Raw genomic sequence first — 18,412 nt, forward strand, 5'->3', positions numbered from 1 at the left:
AACAATTTATCGGTAATAGTAATTAAACGCACATAAATATAGAAGAAACACGAACAATAATAATAAAAATAGCACTAATGCATTGACTTAACGAAAAAGAACTGTTAAGATGAAATTATAAAAGTTGTTATTTAATTACATTGGGGAGGTAATAAAATGAAGGTAGGAATTATTTTTGGAAGTAAATCAGATAAGGATATAATGAAAAATGCAGCGATAGCACTTAAGGAATTTGATGTAGATTACGAAGTACATATTCTCTCGGCTCACAGAGTACCAGAAAAATTAAAAGAAGTAATAAATGAAATGGAATATAATGGGGTAGAATGTATCATAGCAGGGGCAGGACTTGCAGCGCATCTTCCAGGTGTAATTGCATCACATACATTAATGCCGGTGATTGGAGTGCCCATTAAAGCGGCTCTTGGTGGTATAGACTCACTACTTTCAATTGTTCAAATGCCAAAAGCAATTCCGGTTGCTACTGTGGGCATCAATAACAGTTATAATGCTGGAATGCTTGCAGTTCAAATTTTATCCCTTAAGTATATTGAACTTAAAAATAAATTAATTAAATATAGAGAAGAAATGAAAGAAAAATTTATAGCAGAGAATGAAGAAGATATAGAATTTTAAAATGAAAGTTAAGGAATGCGGTTTATAAATTAAAATTTGAGGAGTGATTGTTAGTGGAAAATTCAGTATTGTTATATGAAGGAAAAGCAAAAAAAATGTTTAGCACAGATAATAAGGATGAGGTCAGAGTATATTATAAAGATGATGCAACAGCATTTAATGGAATTAAAAAAGCTCAAATTGAGAAAAAGGGAATTTTAAATAATAGCATAACTACTATGTTATTTGAGTTATTAGAGAAAAAAGGTATAAAAACTCACCTTATTAAAAAAATAAGCGATAGAGAACAACTTTGTAAAAAGGTTGAAATAGTGCCTCTAGAAGTAATCGTAAGAAATGTGGCCGCTGGTAGCATGGCAAAACGATATGGAATAGAGGAAGGAACTAAGCTAAAAACAACAGTCCTCGAGTTAAGTTATAAAAATGATGAATTAGGTGATCCACTTATAAATGATTATCATGCAGTAGCAATGGGGCTTTCGACTTTTGAGGAATTATTAGAAATATATAAAATGGCTTCAAAAATAAATGATATTCTAAAGGAAATTTTCTTTAAAAAAGATATTAATTTAATAGATTTCAAATTAGAGTTTGGGAGATTTAATGGAGAAATAATTTTGGCAGATGAGATATCACCAGATACTTGTAGATTTTGGGATGTTAAAACTGGAGAGAAATTGGATAAAGATAGATTTAGAAGAGATTTGGGTAATGTTACAGAAGCTTACGAGGAAATATTAAGTAGAATAAATAATAAATAAGATAATACAAGAAATAGTGGGGAGGGATTTCTTTGAATAAAGTTGTAGAATTAAACCAAATATCCATTAATGATGAAAATAAGCTAAAAGATGAAGATAAGTTTAAAGAGGAATGTGGTGTTTTTGGGGTTTTTTCACCGGATAAAGACTTAGATGTTGCATCTTTAACTTATTATGGACTTTATGCTTTGCAGCATAGGGGAGAAGAAAGTGCTGGGATAGTATATTCGAATGGAACTACCCTCACTTGTGAAAAGGCTATGGGCCTTGTGTGTGATGTTTTTAATGATGAAAAGATTAAACTAATGAAGGGTCATGCTGCCATAGGGCATGTAAGGTATTCAACAACAGGAGGCAGTGAAGTAAAAAATGCACAGCCACTTTTAAGTAAATTTAGTCTTGGGGACATAGCTATAGCGCATAATGGTAATTTAGTAAATGAAGATGTCATAAGAGAATTACTAGAGGATTGTGGATATATGTTTCAAACATCCATAGATTCAGAAGTTATATTAAATCTAATTGCTAGAGGCGCAAAAAAAGGAATTGAAAAGGCTGTAGTGGATGCAATACAGGCTATTAAAGGGTCTTATGCAATAGTAATGCTTACAAAGGAAAAGTTAATAGGAGTTAGAGATCAAAATGGCATTAGGCCTCTTTGCATCGGGACAATAGGTAATAATTATATTCTTGCATCGGAAAGTTGTGCACTTGATGCAGTAGGTGCAGACTTTTTAAGAGATGTAAAGCCTGGTGAGATAGTAATAATAGATAAAAATGGACTTACATCAATTAATTTTGCGGAAAAAATTAAAAATGCAACTTGTTCATTTGAATATATATATTTTGCAAGACCAGACAGTACTATTGATGGGATTAATGTGTACACTTCAAGAGTGGCAGCTGGACAGCAGCTATTTAAAGAATCACCAGTCGATGCCGATATGGTTATAGGGGTTCCAGATTCAGGTATGGCCGCAGCAATAGGATATTCTAAAATATCTGGAATACCTTTTGGAATGGGTCTTATAAAAAACAGATATGTAGGTAGAACCTTTATAAGTCCCACTCAAGAAATTCGGGAAAGGGCAGTGTCTGTAAAACTAAACGCATTAAAAATAAATGTAGAAGGTAAAAGAGTTATTCTAATAGATGATTCAATAGTTCGCGGAACCACAAGTAAAAGATTAGTTGAAATATTAAAAAAAGCTGGAGCGAAAGAAGTTCATTTTAGGGTTTGCTCACCAGTAGTGAAATATCCATGTTATTTTGGAATAGATACACCTTATAGAAAAGATTTAATTGGGGCGAACACTTCCGTAGAGGAAATTAGACAAGAAATAGGTGCAGATAGTTTAGGATATCTAAGCATAGAGGGGTTATTAAAATCATTAGGTCATACTGAATATTGCTTAGGGTGCTTTAATGGTACATATCCAGTATCAGCTCCATATGAAAATGACAAAGCAAGATTAGAAAGGTAGGCGATATTCATGATAACTTATAAAGATGCAGGTGTTAATATCGAAGAGGGATACAAATCAGTAAAGCTTATAAAAGAATATGCGGCAGCCACATTTACAAAAGGTGTTTTAAATCATTTAGGGAGTTTTGCTGGTATGTTTGAAATAGGCGAGGGTTATAAAAATCCTATTTTAGTTTCAGGCACTGATGGAGTAGGTACAAAACTTGATATTGCATTTAGAATGAATAAATATGACACTGTAGGAATTGATTGTGTTGCTATGTGTGTAAATGATGTCCTTTGCCATGGTGCAAAACCACTTTTCTTTTTAGACTATATAGCTTGTGGTAAATTAGATTCTAAAGTATCATCACAACTGGTAAAAGGTGTATCTGATGGATGTATTCAATCAGGATGTGCACTTATAGGTGGTGAAACTGCGGAAATGCCAGGGTTCTATAGAGATGGGGAATATGATATGGCGGGATTTACTGTTGGCATAGTGGATAAACACAAAATTATTGACGGCTCTGCAATCAAAGATGGGTATTCACTTATAGGTATTGAGTCAACAGGTCTTCATAGCAATGGGTATTCATTAGTTAGAAAATTAATACCAGATTTAGATATTGATTTTAAGGGGGAAAAGATTGGAAAGACACTTTTGACTCCAACAAAAATTTATGTGAAAACTATATTAAGTCTTTTAGAAAAATTTGATATAAAGGGAATGGCACATATAACAGGTGGTGGTTTTTATGAAAACATACCTAGAATGTTTAGTGAAAAATTCACAGCAGTGGTAGATAAAAATAGTTTTAATACTCCAGATATTTTTAGGCATCTTATGTCTCTCGGGGTAACGCAGGAACATATGTTTAATACATATAATATGGGAATAGGATATGTATTATGTGTTGAAGATAAGGATACTTTAAAGATTATAAAGACAATTAATGATTTAGGGGATAGAGCATATAAAATTGGGCACGTTGAAGCTGGGGGTGCAGGAGTTTGCTTAAAATAGCTGTACTGATATCAGGGAGCGGAAGCAATCTTCAAGCAATAATAGATAATATAGAAAGTGGATACTTAAACTGCTCTATAGAAGCAGTAATTAGTGATAAAAAAGATGCATATGGCATAGAAAGATCAAAATCTAAAAATATAAAGACATATATATTAGATAGAAAACAGTTAGGTACTGGGGTTTCAGATGAAATATTAAGAATTGTCGACGGAAAAGTAGATCTAATAGTGCTCGCTGGGTTTTTATCTATACTTCAAGGGGAACTTCTTTGCGTATTTAAAAATAAAATTATTAATATTCACCCAGCGCTCATTCCATCTTTTTGTGGGGAGGGAATGTACGGTATGAAAGTTCATGAAAAAGCTATAGAATACGGTGTTAAAGTTTCAGGATGTACAGTCCACTTTGTAGATGCTGGTACAGACTCAGGTCCAATTATAATTCAAAAAGTTGTAGAGGTTTACAGCGGCGACACGGCAAATGATTTGAAGCTAAGGGTTCTAAATGAGGAACATAAAGCACTACCAGAAGCTATTAAATTAATAAGTGAGAAAGAAATAGAAATTAAAGGAAGAAAAGTATTAGCTATTGGAAAGGTGGAGTAATAATGATTAAAACAGCACTTATAAGTGTTTTTGATAAAGAGAATATTTTAGAACTTGCTACATCCCTTCAAAAAAATGGAGTAGAGATTATATCTACAGGTGGAACTTTTAAGTACTTAAAAGAAAATGGCATAAAAGTTTCGGAAATATCTGATGTTACAGGATTTGAAGAGATATTAGGTGGGAGAGTTAAAACATTACATCCAGTTATTCATAGTGGAATACTAGCAGTGAGAGATAATGAAGAACATATGGCAACTATAAAAGCTAAAGGAATAAAACCTATTGATATGGTAGTAGTTAATCTTTATCCTTTCTTTGATAAAGTATGCGAAGAGATAAATTTTCAAGAGAAAGTTGAATTTATTGATATCGGTGGACCAACTATGCTAAGGGCAGCTGCTAAAAACTTTAAGGATGTTATTGTACTAAGTGACACAACAGATTATCAAAATATTATAAAGAAAATGGATGCTAAAGAAGAAGTGGATTTCAAAACTAGAAAACATCTAGCGGGTAAAGTGTTCAATTTAATATCAGCTTACGATGCAGCAATAAGTAATTTCTTACTGGGTGAGGATTCATATCCAGATTATTTGGCGGTTTCTTATAAAAAGCAAATGGATTTAAGATATGGTGAAAATCCTCATCAAAGTGCAGCTTATTACGTTAGTACATCGGGAAATGGAGCAATGAAGGATTTTAAGCAATTAAATGGCAAGGAATTATCTTATAACAATATAAAGGACATGGATATTGCTTGGAAGGTAGTATGCGAATTTGATGAAATTGCTTGTTGCGCGTTAAAACACAATACCCCTTGCGGCGTAGCTACTGGTAGCAGCGTACTTGATACATATAAAAAGGCATATGAATGTGATCCAATGTCTATTTTTGGGGGCATTGTTGCTTTTAACAAAAAGATAGATAAAGAAACTGCAAAAGAACTTATAAAAATATTTTTAGAGGTTATTATTGCACCAGAGTTTGATGAGGAAGCATTACTAGTTTTAAAAGGTAAGAAAAATTTAAGAGTCATAAAATGTTTAAGTAAAGCAGTTGGCACAAAAAATATTGTTAACGTGGATGGTGGAATATTGGTACAAAGTTCAGATGATAAATTAATAGATGATATAAAAGTAGTTACAAAGAAGAGCCCAACAAATGATGAAATGAAAGATTTGATATTTGCCATGAAAGTAGTTAAGTATGTTAAATCAAATGCTATTGTAGTGGTTAAAGATGGGGTGACTAAGGGGATTGGTGCAGGTCAGGTAAATAGAATATGGGCAGCAGAGCAATCATTAGAAAGGGCAGTAGATGCTACAATAATGGCATCAGATGCATATTTCCCATTTGGAGATGTTGTGGAGCTAGCTGCAAAATACAGCATAAAAGCAATTATACAACCAGGTGGATCTATAAATGATCAAAAATCAATAGATGCATGTAATGAAAATGGAATTTCCATGGTGTTTACGGGCACTCGACATTTCAAACATTAGGAGGCTGATTTATGAAGGTATTAGTTATTGGTTCTGGAGGACGCGAGCATGCATTAGTATCAAAGGTTGCAGAGAACTCCATTGTCGAGAAGGTGTATTGTGCTCCTGGTAATGGTGGCACATGTAGAGAAAATAAGTGTGAGAACATTAATATTAGGCAAATAGATGAGCTTTTAGCATTCGCTATAAAAAATAAGATAGATATCACAATAGTTGGATCAGAGGAATGGCTTGTACAAGGTATAGTAGATAAGTTTAAACAAAAAGGACTTAAGATATTAGGACCTAGTGAAAAAGCGGCAAGGCTTGAAGGAAGTAAAGCTTATTCTAAAGAATTTATGAAAAAATATGGTATAAAAACAGCTGTATATGAAGTTTTTGAAAATGAGAATGAAGCTATAGGGTATTTGAAAAACTGTGAATATCCTATAGTAATTAAAGCAGATGGCCTGGCAGCAGGTAAAGGAGTTATTATATGTAATGACTTTACTGAGGCTGAGAAAAGCATAAATGATTTTATGGTGTTAGATATATTTAAAGGTAGCGGAAAGAAAATTATAATTGAAGAGTTTTTAGAAGGCGTAGAATCGTCGATACTCTCCATAACAGATGGAAAAGTTATAATTCCTTTTGTATCTTCAAAAGATCATAAACAAATATTTGACGATGATAATGGACCTAATACAGGAGGTATGGGAGCTATAGCACCAAATCCATATTGTAATAAAGAGGTATTAGATGAATTTTATGAAAATATATTAAAGCCTACTCTTAAAGGAATTCAAGAGGAAAAAATGGATTATACGGGCATAATATTTTTTGGTATAATGATAACAAAAAAGGGTGTATATTTGCTTGAATATAATGTAAGGTTTGGAGATCCTGAGACGCAAGCGGTCCTTCCGCTTATGAAAAGTGATTTTACAGAGCTTGTGATTAGTGCTATAGATGGTGAACTTAAAAACTTTAATTTAGAATGGAATGAAGGATATTCTTGCTGCCTAATTGCTGCATCAAAAGGTTACCCTGGTATTTATAATACAGGATTTGAAATAAGTGAGCGTAGTAAATTAGAAGGCAAGCTATTTCTAGCAGGTGCAACGCATGAAGATGGTATCATGAGGACAGCTGGTGGTAGGGTTTTGGGAATAACAGGTCTTGGTCAAACACTTAAAAAAGCAAGGGAAATAGCTTATGATGATATGAAGAAAATTCAGTTTGATGGAATGCACTATAGAATGGATATTGGGATATTAAAATAACAAAAAAGGTAGATGATTTATAAATCATCTACCTTTTCATTATGTAAGCCTATTAAAAAATGCTTATAAGCATTTTCACGGCAACAGCTAAAGACATGGTTACAAATATAGGTTTTATAAGTTTTGAACCCTTATTTAACGCAACGCTTGTACCCACTTTAGCCCCTAAAATCATAGATATTGCAACAGGTACTCCTATCATGTAATTTATTTTACCACTTATGGCAAACAAAATTAGGGCTGTAATATTGCTTATAAAGTTTAAAATGCGGGCATTAGCGGAAGATACTACAAAGTTAAACCCGAAGATACTTATAAATCCAAATACTAAAAAGGAACCAGTTCCAGGACCGAAAAAACCATCATAAAAACCTAGAGAGAGAGCAAGGATTATACCGTATATAACATTTTTTTTAGTAAGCCCTTGAAATTTATCTTCAAGTCCTAAAGATTTAGAAAAAAGAGTATAAATTCCGATAAATAAGATGAGAATTAATACCAATCCATTTAGAAATTTCTGGTCTATATTTAGTACTGTTCTAACACCTAACATTGCACCTATGAATGTAAAGGGAATAAGATATTTTAGAAGTTTAAAATCAGCCTTGCCTGATTTTATAAATCCGAGAGAACTAGTAAAAGAACCAGCAGTGGCACTGAATTTGTTAGTGCCAAGCACCATGTGAGGAGGCAGACCTGCAAGCATAAAGGCTGGGACGCTTATTAAACCACCACCACCTGCTATGGAATCTACAAAGGATGCTAAAAAACCAGCTATGCATAGAAGAATAATTTTAGTAATCATATGGCACCTACCTAATTTTTATTATTTAAGAGTGAATACAAAGTCCTACTATTAATATATATGATTTCTAAGATGTTGTAAAGGAATACAGTGATGATTTAAGTCAAGTAATAATCAAAATAGACTAGCATACTAATTTGTAATTTATTGAATACTCCTTAATAGCCTATTGATTTATATGTAATATATACGTATTATATATAGATGGGATTAAAAAATTATAAATATTTCTCTAATGTGAAATTAACAAAATAAACTTTATGAAAATAATATTATATGGGGAGGATTTAAAATGGTAGAACAAAATGAAAAAACAATTGAAGCGGATAGTAACAAACAGGGTATTAGATGTGGAAATTCAAATGAGGTCAAAGCTATTAAACCTACTTTTGTAGATGCTTTTACAGCTAGCCTTATAGATTTGATAGTTATAGGGGCAATATCAACAGTAGGAGTATTTGTGATAGATGCGGTGATTAAATTAGCAGGATATGCTGTAGCTCAAAAGTTCCAAATGTCATTTATAATCTTTATGGTTGTTATGGTACTATACATGAGCATTATGGAAAGTGGAAAAACGTCTGCTACATTTGGTAACAAAGTATCTGGACTAATTATTACAAAAAGATAGGAGTTTGAGAAAACAATATGCAAAAAAGAAAAGAATATGAATTTTATATAGAAAACTTAGAATTTCCAGCACAGGGCATAGCATTTTACGAAGGTGAAAAAGTTTTGATAAAAAATACATTGCCAGGGCAAAAGGTAATTGCTAAAGTAGCAAAAAAGAAACACGATGTAGTAGAAGCAAAGCTTGTAAAAATACTTGAAGATGTAGACTACAAAATTGAGCCTCTTTGCAAGATTACAGATTTATGTGGAGGATGTAGCCATCAATTTCTTTCTTATGAAAAACAATTAGAATTTAAAAAGCAACAGGTATTAAAGTTGTTTGAACAAGCAGAAATAAAAGATTTTGAGTTTCTAGGTATAGAAAAGAGTCCTGAACAGTTCGAATATAGAAATAAGATGGAATTTACATTTGGTGACTTTCGAAAGGGTGAAGAATTAACTCTAGGAATGCATACCAAAGGAAGAAGCTTTAGTATAGTTACTGTTGATGATTGTAGAATAGTAGATGTGGATTTTAGAGAAATTCTGAAATTAGTATTAAATTATTTTAAAGAGTTAAAATTTACACACTATAATGTAATGGAGCGCGAGGGATATTTAAGAAACTTAGTTATTCGAAAGGCCCAAAATACTGGTGAAATATTAGTAAACATAGTAACTACATCTCAAGTAGATTTTGATTTTAGTGAAATAACTAATATGCTTAAGGACTTAAAATGTGAGGGAGTCATTACAGGAATAATACATACATTTAATGACTCATTATCAGATATAGTTCAAGCAGATAAAACTGAAACATTATATGGAAGAGAATATATTATGGAAGAATTATTAGATCTTAAGTTCAAAATTAATCCTTTTGCTTTTTTTCAAACAAATACAAAAGGAGCGGAAAAGCTTTATAGCATGGTTAGAGATTTTTTAGGCGAATCAGAATCAAAGGTAGTTTTTGATTTATATTGTGGAACGGGAACTATAGGACAAATTGTTGCAGCTAAAGCAAAAAAAGTTTTGGGAATTGAATTAATAGAAGAAGCAGTTGCTGCTGCAAATGAAAATGCAAAAATTAACAAATTAGACAATTGTGAGTTTATAGCAGGGGACATAGCGAAGGTTATTAAAGAGGTAAAAGATAAACCAGATAGCATTATTCTAGACCCTCCAAGAGCTGGAGTACATCCTACAGCATTAGATTATGTAATAAAATTTGATGCCAGGCACATAGTTTATGTTTCTTGTAACCCTAAAAGTCTAGTAGTTGATCTTAAGGAAATGATCAACAGAGGATATAAGGTGCAAAAGGTAATACTAATGGATATGTTCCCACACACTCCTCATATAGAGACTATTGTTGATATAGTAAAAGTTGTGTAGCCATATATATCAAAGGCTAAGATAGAACTATGGAGTGAATTTCCTTAGTTCTATTTTTTTTGTTTTTTTCAGGGGAGAAGCCAGATATAACGAGGAGAGAATTAAGTGAGTATAGTATGTATTGGAGATAGTTTAACCTTTGGCTATGGAGTTAATAAATCGGAAAATTGGGTTAGCCTTATAGCTAAAAGAATAAAAGAAAAAATTATTAATAAAGGGATACCGGGAGACACAACGTACGAAATGAAAGAAAGGTTCAGAAAAGATGTTGTTAATTACAATCCATCAAGGGTTTTAATTATGGGAGGAACAAATGATATATTTTCAGAAGTAGGTATTGATACTATTTTTAATAATATAAAAAGCATGGTAGAAATGTCTGAAACAAATAATATAGTTCCGATAATACTAATACCATTACCGGTTAAAAAAGATATTTTAATAAAATTAATGTTTGAGGATATGGATTATACAAAGGTTAATAAGCAGTTAGTTGAGCTGCGGAATTTATTAATTAAGTATGGGAATGAAAAAAGTATTATATCTATAGATTTAGGAAATATTATACCAAAGACCATAAATATAGAAGAATATTTTTTAGCTGATGGAATACATGTATCAAAAGAAATTCATAAAGAAATGGCTGAAACAATATATAAAAAATTTTACCAATTAAAGAGAGAAAAATAAAAACTATCACTATAAATAATTAGATTGCAAAATAATATATTTAATATGAGCACAATTATATCTGTAATTCAATTAAAACATGTACCCTTTTTTATTTGAATGGCATATTAAAGTAGTATAAACTCAAATAAGGAGGGTACATGATGGTAGAGATAATTACACAATATGTATTAATAGTACTTTTAGTAATGGGACTTGGGTATTTAGCTTATTTGTTAAAAGAAAAAGGTGTAAATATTAAGGATGACTATTTTGGTCTTGCTTATATAATACTTGATTCTTTAACACCAGAAGAATCTACACCTGAAAATGCTAAGAAAATTATTAGAATTGTTTCAAAAGCAGTGCAATATGTAGAAACTAACTATAGAAACAGCAAAAATACCCTTAAAGAAGAAGAAGCTCTTAAAATTGTAAAAGAAGGCACTAATTTATTGGATTTTCATAGTAATGTAGATGATGAAAGCGTAAAATATTTAATAAGATTAGCTGCGGCATTATTGCCACCAACTAATAAAAAAATAGATTGACCATATTGGTGACTAAAATTAGAGCGAATTACAGTATTGGCCAGTAGAAAAATCTTATTCTGCAGGTCAATATTTTTATATAAAATTGGGTAGAAATCATATAAAAGAATAAAAACCTCTCTGAAAACAGAAACTAATGTTCTGATTTTTTATATAAATCCCTTTACCTTTTGCTAATAAACATATAAAATAACAAATGTATGATAAAATTTTATTGGAGGATTTTTATGAGTTTTGATAAAGAAGAAATTCAAACATATGATGTAACAGACTTAACTTCTCTAGAAAAACTTGAGCCTGTGAGAATAAGACCTGGTATGTACATAGGGTCTACAGGGAGCAAAGGTCTACATCATTGTATATGGGAGATTTTGGATAATTCTATAGATGAGATAGCTAATGGCTACGGCGATAGAGCTGAAATTATATTAAATAAAGATAAAAGTGTCACTATTATTGATAATGGTAGGGGTATTCCAACAGGAATACATCCTATAAAAAATAAATCTGGTGTAGAAATGGTATTTACTGAGCTTCATACTGGCGGAAAGTTTAATAATAAAAATTATAAAACTTCTGGTGGACTTCATGGTGTTGGAGCAGCAGTTGTAAATGCATTATCAGAATGGTTACTAGTTGAAATAAAGCAAAAGGGGAAAATTTTCACTCAAAGATTTGAATATGCTTATGATGCTGAGTTAAAAAGACTTATGCCAGGTACACCGGTGGGTAAGCTTGAAATCATAGGAGAAACAAAAAAAACAGGCAGTAAGATTACTTTTATGCCGGATAAAAATATATTCACTACTTTGGAATTCAGTTATGATTTTATTGATGAAAGATTACAAGAATTGGCGTTCCAAAATAAAGGAATTACATTAGTGTTTAAAGATAAGAGAAAAGACGGAAACGTCATGAAGGAATATTACTCTGACAGGGGCCTTCTAGATTTTATTGATTATTTAAATGAAAGCAAAACGCTTCTTCACAAGGACCCTATATTCTTTCAAGGTGAAAAGGAGATAAATGGGATGCAATTATATGGAGAAATATGTATTCAATTTACCGATTCTACTACAGAATACATTGCGAGCTATGTCAATAACATACCAACTACAGAATCTGGAACTCATGAAACTGGATTTAAAACAGGGATGACAAGGGCTTTTAAAGAAGGAGCTAAAAAGCTTAATCTTTTAAAAGAGAAAGATAAGGAATTTGAAGGTGACGATTTAAGAGAAGGCATGACAGCAATAGTTAGAATTAAAATAAGTAACCCAATCTTTGAAGGTCAAACTAAAAGCAAGCTAGGAAATAATGAGGCATACAGCATGATGAATGAATTGTGTTATGTTAAAATTTTAGAATGGATAGAAGACAATAAAGATATGGCTACTAACATAATAAATAATGCACTTTCTGCCGCATCTAGACGGGATAAAATAAAAAAGATTAATGAAGCGGAAAGAAAAAAAGTAGGTAAGGGAGCAGCTCCTCTTGCAGGGAAGATTGCAGTATGTACAATAAAAGATTCAAATGTTACAGAATTTATAGTAGTTGAAGGAGATTCAGCTGGTGGAAGTGCTAAGCAAGCTAGAGATAGAAGGTTTCAATCTATAATGCCATCAAAAGGTAAAATTATGAATACAGAAAAGCAAAAGCTAGAAAATGTACTAGCTAGCGAAGAGTTAAAAATATTTAATACTGCCATTGGAACAGGAGTTTTAGATAATTACCATGAAAAAGATTTAAAATATGATAAAATAATTATTTTAAGTGATGCAGATGTTGATGGCTATCATATTAGAACATTATGGATGACGTTTATTTATAGGTATATGAGGCCACTAATTGCAAAAGGTCATCTTTATATGGGAATGCCTCCACTTTATAAGGTTTATAGGAATACGAAAAATGGTGAAGTGGCTAAGTATGCATATAGTGATGAGCAATTAGCTGAGACGAAAAAAGAAATTGGGAAAGGGGCTTTTATCCAAAGATATAAGGGGCTTGGAGAAATGAATCCAGATCAACTTTGGGAAACTACACTAAACCCAGCTACAAGGACGCTTCAACAGGTTACTATAGAGGATGCAGCAAAGGCTGAGAAGATGGTTTCACTTCTAATGGGCGATGTTGTTGCACCTAGAAAAAATTATATGTATAAATATGCTGAGTTCTAACGACGCTTTTGAAAGTCGTTAGCATCACATTGTGTGACGAACAGCACCGTAGGTGATGATTAATGGGGGGATTTGCTAAATGGCAAAAAAAATTGATGTACCTAAAGATAATAATATAGTAATGATTCCAATTGAAGAAGCTATGCCAGATAACTATCTACCATATGCCGTGGAAGTTGCAAGAGAAAGAGCACTGCCAGATGTACGCGATGGTTTAAAACCAGTGCATAGGAGGATTCTTTATGGAGCATATATGCTAAAGGCATTTCCAGATAAGCCTTATTATAAATCAGCAAGAATAGTTGGAGATATTCTTGGTAAATACCACCCGCATGGAGATAGCTCTGTTTATGGTGCCATGGTAATACTAGCGCAATCTTTTGCCACAAGAAAACCATTGATAGATGGTCATGGAAATTGGGGAAGTCAAGATGGGGATAATGCAGCTGCAATGCGTTATACAGAGGCAAGACTTTCTCCTATTGCTCTTGAGATGATAAGAGATATTGATAAAGGCGTTGTGGATATGGTAGATAATTATTCTGATACAGAGAAGGAACCATCGGTACTGCCATCAAGATATCCGAATCTATTAGTAAATGGAACTTTTGGTATAGCGGTAGGAATAGCAACAAATATACCACCTCACAATTTAGGAGAGGTAATTGATGGGTTACTGGCTTATGCGGATAATAAAGAGATTACAACAAAAGAGCTTATGCAGTATATTAAAGGACCTGACTTACCAACAGGAGGAGTAATAATTGGCAAAAATGCTATGGAATCTGCTTACGAGACTGGGGAAGGTAAGGTAACGTTACGTTCCAAAATGAAAATTGAAGCTTTAGAAAGTGGACGACTTGGCATAGTTATTACGGAGTTTCCATATAGAAAAAACAAGGCGAAATTACTTCAATCTATATCTGATATGACAGCAGATAAAAAGCATTTAAAATCTTTAGAGTCTATTGTAGACATTAGAGATGAATCTGATAGAAGCGGACTTAGATCAGTAATTGAATTTAAAAAGTCAACAAATAAGGAAACTGCCACCAAAGTACTTAAATATTTAATGATGAAAACAGAACTTCAGTGCAATATATCTTTTAACATGGTGGCTTTAGCCAATGGTAAACCCCAAACTATGGGGCTTAAAACCATATTAATGCATTACTTAAATCACCAAAAGGATGTTGTTACTAAAAGAACCCAAAGAGAACTAGAAGTTGCAGAAAGTAGATTCCATATTGTAGAAGGATTTATTAAGGCTGTAGATGTAATGGATGAAATAATTGCAACAATTAGAAGCTCAAAATCTAAAAAAGATGCTGGACAGAACCTGATAGTTAAGTTTAATTTTACTGCGATTCAAACCGAAGCAATACTTGAACTGATGTTATATAAGCTCACAGGACTTGAAATAAAGATATTTTTAAAGGAATATAAAAAATTAGAAATACTAATTAAGGGGTATAAAAAAATTCTTGAAAATGAGAATGAACTTCTTAAAGTAATAAAAGCAGAAATCTCAGAAATTAAAGAAAAATATAATGATCCGAGAAGAACGGAAATTATTGAGGATGATAGCCAGGCTAAAATAGAAGTAGAAGATATACTAGTAGTAGAGGATGTTATGATAACTTTATCTAACGAGGGTTATATAAAGCGAGTGCCTATGAAATCCTATAATAGATCAAATATTAATATAGAAGATATAGAGTATAGAGAGGGAGATTTTAATACATATTTACTACAGACCAATACTAAAGATACATTAATTATCTTTACTGATCTAGGCAATATGTATCAACTAAGAGGAGATTTAGTGCCGGAATATAAGTGGAAGGAAAAGGGCGAAAGAATTGATACTCTTATTCGCGGGATAGATTTAACAAAAGAAAAAATGGTTTCTTGTTTTTTATTGGAAAACTTATCAGCAAATAAGGAATTTATGTTCTTTACTAACAAAGGAAACATAAAGAAAACAGGGTTAGATAAATTCGTTACGAGTTATACTAAATTATCAGCTTTAAAACTAAGAGAAAATGAAAAGCTTCTTGAAGTTAAGTTAATCCCTGTGGAAAGACAGGAAAGGTTTATAAAGATAGTAACTAAAGAAGGCCTGGAATTTACTGTAGAAGAACCTATACTTGGAGATGTTCCTAGAAATATATTGGGCACTCAGTTATTTAATTTAACGCAAGGAGACGTTGTGATAAAATTAGAATTTACAGAGGGTTATGATTATAAAGAATTTAATTTTAGTATAAATGCAAAAGGTTCAATAAAAATATCTAGTAAAAAAACTAATACTCAATTAAGTACTTATACCAAATCATCGGCTACATTACTTATATTTACTCAAAAAGGATTAGTACATAAACTACCGAGTTATATGGTTCAGAATCTTAATAAGAAAGGCATATGTATTAATACTTTGCTGGATAATTTTAATATTGATGATAAAATAATAGGGATTATGTCTGTTGATGATTTCAACGAAGAAAGAAGTATATATCTTTTTACAAAGAAAGGATTTACAAAAAGAACTAAGATTTGTGAATTAGATGGGGAGTTCTTCTCTACTTTGGTGTGCAAACTTAAAACAGAAGAAGATAAATTAATCTTTGTAAAAATTAACTCAGATAATGTAGATAAAGATGTGTTAATGGTGACAAAAAAGGCAATGTGTATAAGATTTAACGTAAATAACATTAGTTTTATGGGGAAAGTTGCATCTGGGGTAACGGGCATAAGCTTAAAAGATGATGATGAAGTTATATTTGTAGATTTGGTAAATTCAGTAACGGAAAAGGTAGATGGCTGTAATGAAATAGTTGTGACGCTTGACGAGAATTTAAGTTTAACAGTTAATTCATTTAAAGGGGAAAAAAAGATTATAAGACTTGAGGATATAAATGTTCAAAATAGAGCAGGTAGAGGTAAAAATTTAACCAGTGCTCTCATAGACGATTATGTAGAGGAGGTTATCTTAGGTATCTGAAAAAATATAAAAAAGACATGCAATAAAAGTTAAATAAAACTTAATTTTAGCATGTCTTCTTTTTATTAAAAACAAAAAACTTGTTAATTAAAAAACCAAGTAGGCCTATAATTGTAGAATCTATTAGGATACATATGTTAAACCACAAGTGGTTTAAGCGGACTATATTTTTATGGTGATGCAGAATAGGAATTAAAGGATTCCTACTTGTTAATAGGACTAACATAAAGCTATTTAAAATCATACTAAAAAATAGTACAAATGCATATCGAAGGTAACCTTTTGGGGGGGGAGTTTCTTTAAAGGTGAACTTCTTGTTCAATTTATAACTAGAAATTGAATAAACTGAAAATGAAATTATGTTAAAAACAAATAACATTTTCCCATGAGTTATGCCTGTGGTAAATGAAAGAATATTTAGTATTATGATTTCTATTATAATGTTAGTAGCACCAACTAAAGAATAGTTAATAAATTGAGATAAGGACTGTAGTGTTTTATTTTTATCATTCATAGAACTTTATTCTTAAATAAAATATGTTTAAGAAAATAGTCACCACCCTTTTATGAAAAGAATATTATGATGCACTCATACACACTAGTGTACAACAAAAAAAAACAAAATAAAAGAAAAATATTTCAAAACAAATAAAACAAATAAAACAAAAATGAAGGTGATTGTATGGAAAAAATAATATTTGAAAATGGAATAAAGTTATTGTACAAGAAAGCGGAAAATAATTTAACTTCATTTACAATAGGATTTAATGCAGGTGCAAATCAAGAGAAAAGCGAACAGTTAGGAATTGCTCACGTGGTAGAGCATATGCTTTTTAAGGGGACGGCTTCTCGAACGGAATATGAAATAAATAAATTATGTGATGAAACCTTTGGGTTTTGTAATGCGATGACTAATTATCCCTATGCAGTATATTACGGAACCACATTAGATGAAGATTTTGAAAAGGGGTTTGAAGTTTACTCTGATATTCTTTTGAATCCTTCGTTCAAAGTGCATGGTTTCAAAGAAGAAATAGAAGTGATCAGCGCTGAACTAAAAGAATGGAAAGATGATTCGTACCAGTTTTGCGAAGATTCCATGCTCTATAATGGATTTGAAAAGCGAAGAATAAAGAATTTGATTATAGGCACAGAGGGAAGCATCCGTGATATAACCATTAAGCAAATCAAAGATTTTTATAAGAAGCATTACACCTCGGATAATTGCGTAGTAAGTGTAATATCTTCCATGAGCCTTGACAAGGTTTCAGAGATTGTGGAGAAGTATTTGGGTAATTTAAATCCTAAATTATCTAGTGAGAATGACCATTTGGAAAGAGAAAAAGGGTGTCTATATGAAATTAATAAGCCAGGCACCTATTTTCAATATAGAGATGACTTGCAAGGTGCAAAAATCCAGTATTGTTTTCCAATACATGATCTAAACCTAAGAGAAATTAGTGCTTTAAAGCTATTTAGCTTAGTTTTTGGAGAAGGTACAAGCAGTATTTTGTATGATGAAATTAGAACTAAAAGAGGGCTTGTATATGATATAAGTAGCAAAATAAAAAATGAAACAGGAATAAAACTTTTCACAATAACCCTTGGAACTTCATTTGAAAATGTTAAAAAGACCATAGGAATTATTAATGATGAAATTAATAAAGCTAAAGATCTTAGGAATTTTTTTGATAAGCAGTGTATTTTAAAACTATGCAAAAGTTACAAACTGAGAAGAATGATAGCCCTTGAAAAATCTATTCAAACTAGCGTAAATTTATGTGTATATGAAATTATGTATGGGGACAGTTCACAACTTTTCTCGGAATTTGATGGGATGAGAAACATTGTGGATGAAGAAATAATGAGAGTAATTAACAAAGTTTTAGTGAATGCTACTATACAGGTTTTAACGACATTTTAGAAAGA

Annotated in this window: 16 protein-coding genes; 14 read left to right on the forward strand and 2 right to left on the reverse strand. The window is 31.7% G+C overall.

The window, feature by feature from the left end:
* Positions 1–156 precede the first annotated feature (156 nt).
* From purE to purD, 7 genes are read left to right on the forward strand one after another with little or no spacing between them, the layout of a single operon-like run.
* Positions 157–636, forward strand: coding sequence for a 5-(carboxyamino)imidazole ribonucleotide mutase (purE, locus tag ACWJJT_RS00230; protein WP_462955586.1), 480 nt, complete (start codon positions 157–159; stop codon positions 634–636).
* Positions 637–689: 53 nt separating this feature from the next.
* The gene (purC, locus tag ACWJJT_RS00235; protein ID WP_462955587.1) at positions 690–1,397 is read left to right on the forward strand and encodes a phosphoribosylaminoimidazolesuccinocarboxamide synthase; all 708 of its coding nucleotides are present in this window, start codon (positions 690–692) and stop codon (positions 1,395–1,397) included.
* 59 nt (positions 1,398–1,456) lie between these two features.
* A complete protein-coding gene (gene purF / locus ACWJJT_RS00240; RefSeq protein WP_462956711.1) occupies positions 1,457–2,881 on the forward strand; it encodes an amidophosphoribosyltransferase in 1,425 nt (474 codons plus the stop codon).
* Between the two features lie 9 nt (positions 2,882–2,890).
* The gene (purM, locus tag ACWJJT_RS00245; protein ID WP_462955588.1) at positions 2,891–3,889 is read left to right on the forward strand and encodes a phosphoribosylformylglycinamidine cyclo-ligase; all 999 of its coding nucleotides are present in this window, start codon (positions 2,891–2,893) and stop codon (positions 3,887–3,889) included.
* On the forward strand, positions 3,877–4,497 hold the full coding sequence (gene purN / locus ACWJJT_RS00250; protein ID WP_462955589.1) for a phosphoribosylglycinamide formyltransferase: 621 nt from the start codon (positions 3,877–3,879) through the stop codon (positions 4,495–4,497). The genes purM and purN overlap by 13 nt, the downstream gene beginning before the upstream one ends.
* 2 nt (positions 4,498–4,499) lie before the next feature.
* A complete protein-coding gene (gene purH, locus ACWJJT_RS00255; RefSeq protein WP_462955590.1) occupies positions 4,500–6,002 on the forward strand; it encodes a bifunctional phosphoribosylaminoimidazolecarboxamide formyltransferase/IMP cyclohydrolase in 1,503 nt (500 codons plus the stop codon).
* Between the two features lie 11 nt (positions 6,003–6,013).
* A complete protein-coding gene (purD, locus tag ACWJJT_RS00260; RefSeq protein ID WP_462955591.1) occupies positions 6,014–7,264 on the forward strand; it encodes a phosphoribosylamine--glycine ligase in 1,251 nt (416 codons plus the stop codon).
* Between the two features lie 52 nt (positions 7,265–7,316).
* Here the strand turns inward: purD and ACWJJT_RS00265 are convergent, their stop codons facing one another.
* On the reverse strand, positions 7,317–8,069 hold the full coding sequence (locus ACWJJT_RS00265) for a TSUP family transporter (protein WP_216303986.1): 753 nt from the start codon (positions 8,067–8,069) through the stop codon (positions 7,317–7,319).
* A 292-nt stretch (positions 8,070–8,361) separates the two neighbouring features.
* Here ACWJJT_RS00265 and ACWJJT_RS00270 point away from each other — a divergent pair, with 292 nt between their 5' ends.
* From ACWJJT_RS00270 to ACWJJT_RS00295, 6 genes are all read left to right on the forward strand, one after another.
* The gene (locus ACWJJT_RS00270; RefSeq protein ID WP_220285945.1) at positions 8,362–8,700 is read left to right on the forward strand and encodes an RDD family protein; all 339 of its coding nucleotides are present in this window, start codon (positions 8,362–8,364) and stop codon (positions 8,698–8,700) included.
* Between the two features lie 17 nt (positions 8,701–8,717).
* Positions 8,718–10,076: a 23S rRNA (uracil(1939)-C(5))-methyltransferase RlmD gene (rlmD, locus tag ACWJJT_RS00275; RefSeq protein WP_462955592.1), complete on the forward strand. Its 1,359-nt coding sequence runs from the start codon at positions 8,718–8,720 to the stop codon at positions 10,074–10,076.
* 105 nt (positions 10,077–10,181) lie between these two features.
* Positions 10,182–10,766: a GDSL-type esterase/lipase family protein gene (locus ACWJJT_RS00280; RefSeq protein WP_462955593.1), complete on the forward strand. Its 585-nt coding sequence runs from the start codon at positions 10,182–10,184 to the stop codon at positions 10,764–10,766.
* Between the two features lie 140 nt (positions 10,767–10,906).
* A complete protein-coding gene (locus ACWJJT_RS00285) occupies positions 10,907–11,296 on the forward strand; it encodes a hypothetical protein (protein WP_462955594.1) in 390 nt (129 codons plus the stop codon).
* A 227-nt stretch (positions 11,297–11,523) separates the two neighbouring features.
* Positions 11,524–13,479, forward strand: a complete 1,956-nt coding sequence (locus ACWJJT_RS00290) for a DNA gyrase/topoisomerase IV subunit B (RefSeq protein WP_462955595.1) — start codon at positions 11,524–11,526, stop codon at positions 13,477–13,479.
* Between the two features lie 79 nt (positions 13,480–13,558).
* The gene (locus ACWJJT_RS00295; RefSeq protein WP_462955596.1) at positions 13,559–16,483 is read left to right on the forward strand and encodes a DNA topoisomerase IV subunit A; all 2,925 of its coding nucleotides are present in this window, start codon (positions 13,559–13,561) and stop codon (positions 16,481–16,483) included.
* Between the two features lie 46 nt (positions 16,484–16,529).
* Here the strand turns inward: ACWJJT_RS00295 and ACWJJT_RS00300 are convergent, their stop codons facing one another.
* Positions 16,530–16,997, reverse strand: coding sequence for a GtrA family protein (locus ACWJJT_RS00300; RefSeq protein WP_462955597.1), 468 nt, complete (start codon positions 16,995–16,997; stop codon positions 16,530–16,532).
* A 168-nt stretch (positions 16,998–17,165) separates the two neighbouring features.
* On the opposite strand from ACWJJT_RS00300, the gene ACWJJT_RS00305 reads away from it, so the two are divergent.
* Positions 17,166–18,407: a M16 family metallopeptidase gene (locus ACWJJT_RS00305; RefSeq protein WP_462955598.1), complete on the forward strand. Its 1,242-nt coding sequence runs from the start codon at positions 17,166–17,168 to the stop codon at positions 18,405–18,407.
* Positions 18,408–18,412: the final 5 nt, after the last annotated feature.

The organism is Clostridium sp. CM041, from assembly GCF_055081035.1.

Coding starts and splice junctions, on each gene's coding strand:
- ACWJJT_RS00290 (WP_462955595.1), top strand. CDS start 11,524: ATGAGTTTTGATAAAGAAGAAATTCAAACATATGATGTAACAGACTTA.
- ACWJJT_RS00305 (WP_462955598.1), top strand. CDS start 17,166: ATGGAAAAAATAATATTTGAAAATGGAATAAAGTTATTGTACAAGAAA.
- ACWJJT_RS00265 (WP_216303986.1), bottom strand. CDS start 8,069: ATGATTACTAAAATTATTCTTCTATGCATAGCTGGTTTTTTAGCATCC.
- purH (WP_462955590.1), top strand. CDS start 4,500: ATGATTAAAACAGCACTTATAAGTGTTTTTGATAAAGAGAATATTTTA.
- ACWJJT_RS00300 (WP_462955597.1), bottom strand. CDS start 16,997: ATGAATGATAAAAATAAAACACTACAGTCCTTATCTCAATTTATTAAC.
- ACWJJT_RS00270 (WP_220285945.1), top strand. CDS start 8,362: ATGGTAGAACAAAATGAAAAAACAATTGAAGCGGATAGTAACAAACAG.
- rlmD (WP_462955592.1), top strand. CDS start 8,718: ATGCAAAAAAGAAAAGAATATGAATTTTATATAGAAAACTTAGAATTT.
- purD (WP_462955591.1), top strand. CDS start 6,014: ATGAAGGTATTAGTTATTGGTTCTGGAGGACGCGAGCATGCATTAGTA.
- purM (WP_462955588.1), top strand. CDS start 2,891: ATGATAACTTATAAAGATGCAGGTGTTAATATCGAAGAGGGATACAAA.
- purE (WP_462955586.1), top strand. CDS start 157: ATGAAGGTAGGAATTATTTTTGGAAGTAAATCAGATAAGGATATAATG.
- ACWJJT_RS00285 (WP_462955594.1), top strand. CDS start 10,907: ATGATGGTAGAGATAATTACACAATATGTATTAATAGTACTTTTAGTA.
- ACWJJT_RS00295 (WP_462955596.1), top strand. CDS start 13,559: ATGGCAAAAAAAATTGATGTACCTAAAGATAATAATATAGTAATGATT.